The 2,446-nt window shown below is 67.7% G+C and carries 1 protein-coding gene; it reads left to right on the top strand.

All coding sequences use genetic code 11. The annotated features are described in order from the left end of the window. Window positions 1-2,446: condensation domain-containing protein (locus tag ABZX30_RS38035; protein ID WP_355943005.1), on the top strand; the 2,446-nt coding region annotated here is incomplete at both ends.

The following is a 2,446-nucleotide window of genomic DNA, read 5'->3' as shown; positions in this document are numbered from 1 at the left end:
GTGTGGAGTTGCCGTTGCGGGCTCTCTTTGACACGCCGACGCCGGCTGGGGTTGCTGCTGTTCTGGGTGGGGTTGGTTCGGCTCGGGAGGCGCTGGCGGTGCGGGTGCGGCCGGAGCGGGTTCCGTTGTCGTATGCGCAGCAGCGGTTGTGGTTCCTGGGGCAGTTGCAGGGGCCGAGCCCGACCTACAACAGCCCCACCGTGGTACGCCTGACCGGCGTTCTGGATCGCGAGGCTCTCAAGGGGGCTCTGCGGGATGTGCTGGAGCGGCACGAGGCGCTTCGCACCGTGTTCAGAGCGACAAACGACGGCGAGCCGTACCAGCAGGTCCTCTCCCTCGAAGAGACCGGCTTTGATCTGCCGGTTGCCGAAGTGGGACCGGACGGCATTACGGAGGCGGTCGCTGACGCTACGCGGTACGCCTTCGACCTGAGTGTTGAGATCCCGCTGCGAGTTCGGCTGTTTGCTGTGGGTACGGATGAGCACGTACTCGTGGTCGTGGTGCATCACATTGCGAGTGATGGCTGGTCGAACGGCCCGCTGGCGAGGGACTTGTCGGCTGCGTATGCGGCGCGGTGCGCGGGCCGGGCTCCGGAGTGGAAGCCGCTGCCCGTGCAGTACGCGGATTATGCGCTGTGGCAGCGGGAGCTGCTGGGTGCAGAAGGCGATCCGGACAGCTTGATGTCACGCCAAGTGGAGTATTGGCGCCGAATACTGGCGGACGCCCCTGACGAGTTGGTCCTTCCCTACGACCGTCCACGTCCCGTAGTCCCCTCGCATAGGGGTAGCGCGGTGCGGCTGAATGTGCCGGCGGGGGTGCATGCGCGGCTGTTGGAGTTGGCGCGGGAGCGGGGCGTGACGCTGTTCATGCTGATGCAGTCGGCGTTGGCGGTGACGTTGTCGCGGCTTGGTGCGGGTGTGGATATTCCGATCGGGTCGGCGATCGCGGGCCGGACGGATGAGGCGCTGGACGACCTGGTCGGCTGCTTCGTCAACAGCCTGGTGATCCGCAGTGATCTGTCGGGTGATCCGACGTTCGCCGAGGTGCTGGGGCGGGTGCGGGAGGCGGGTCTTGGGGCGTTCGCGCATCAGGATGTGCCGTTCGAGCGGTTGGTGGAGGAGCTGGCTCCGGCCCGGTCCCTGGCCCGCCATCCCCTCTTCCAGGTCATCCTCACTTTCCAAGGCGTCAACGCCATGACGGCAGGGGAAGCCGAGACAGGCCTGGAGCTGTTGGGCCTGCAAACGAGCGGCATCTCGATGGAGCAGGTCGGCGCCAAGTTCGACCTCGCCCTAGTGATGGGTGAGGAGTTCGACGCGCAGGGTGCCCCGGCAGGCCTGCGTGGACGTCTGATCGCTTCGATGGATCTCTTTGACGATGCCACGGCCGAGCGGATCGTGGGTTGCCTGCTGAGGGTTGTCGAAAACGTTGTTGATGACCCGGATGTGCGGGTGTCTGGGGTGGATGTGTTGGGTCCGGGGGAGCGGGCTCGGGTGGTGGAGGAGTGGAACGACACGGAGGCTGCAGCCTCTGAGTTGCTGGTGCCGGGGTTGTTTGCGGCGCAGGTGGCTCGGACGCCGGGGGTTCTTGCGGTGGTTTCGCAGGGCGTGTCGGTGTCGTTTGGGGAGTTGGAGGCCCGCGCGAATCGGCTGGCGCGTTATCTGGTTTCGCAGGGTGTGGGTGCGGAGTCGGTGGTGGGGTTGTGTCTGCCGCGGGGTGTGGAGTCGATCGCGGGGATCCTCGGGGTGTGGAAGGCGGGGGCCGCCTATCTGCCGCTCGATGCGGGGTTGCCGGCGGAGCGGATCGCGTTCCAGCTCGCGGACAGCGGTGCGGTGCTGACGGTGACGACCGAGGAGATCCTGGAGGATCTTCCGGCGGGCCGGCACCGGCTGGTGGCGGTGGACGGGGCGCTCGTGGCGATGCAGCTGGCCGGGTTCCCGGCCACCGCGCCCGAGGTCGCCGTGCAGCGGGAGCAGTTGGCGTATGTGATCTATACGTCGGGTTCGACGGGCCGCCCGAAGGGTGTGGCGGTGACGCACGGGGCGTTGGCGAACTATGTGTCGACGGTGCCGGAGCGGGTGGGGTTGGGTGCGGCGGGTGGCCGGTATGCGGTGTTGCAGGGGCCGGCCACCGACCTGGGCAACACGGTCGTCTTCGCCAGTCTGACCACCGGTGGCGAGTTGCACCTGCTTCCGGAGGAGATGGTGACGGATCCGGTGGCGGTGGCCGGCTACCTGGCGGAGCAGCGGATCGACTTCCTGAAGGCGGTGCCCTCCCACCTGGCCGCGCTCGGTGCTGCTGCTGTGGTGCCGGCAAGTTCGCTGGTGCTGGGCGGTGAGGCGGCTTCCCCGGCGCTGGTGCAGGATCTTCTGGCCGCGGCCGATGCGGCCGGTGGGTGTGGGGTGTTCAACCACTATGGGCCGACGGAGACCACGATCGGGGTGGCGAC

The organism is Streptomyces sp. NPDC004542 (assembly GCF_040610035.1).
Classification (GTDB): domain Bacteria; phylum Actinomycetota; class Actinomycetes; order Streptomycetales; family Streptomycetaceae; genus Streptomyces.
This window is presented reverse-complemented; position numbering and strand designations above follow the sequence as displayed.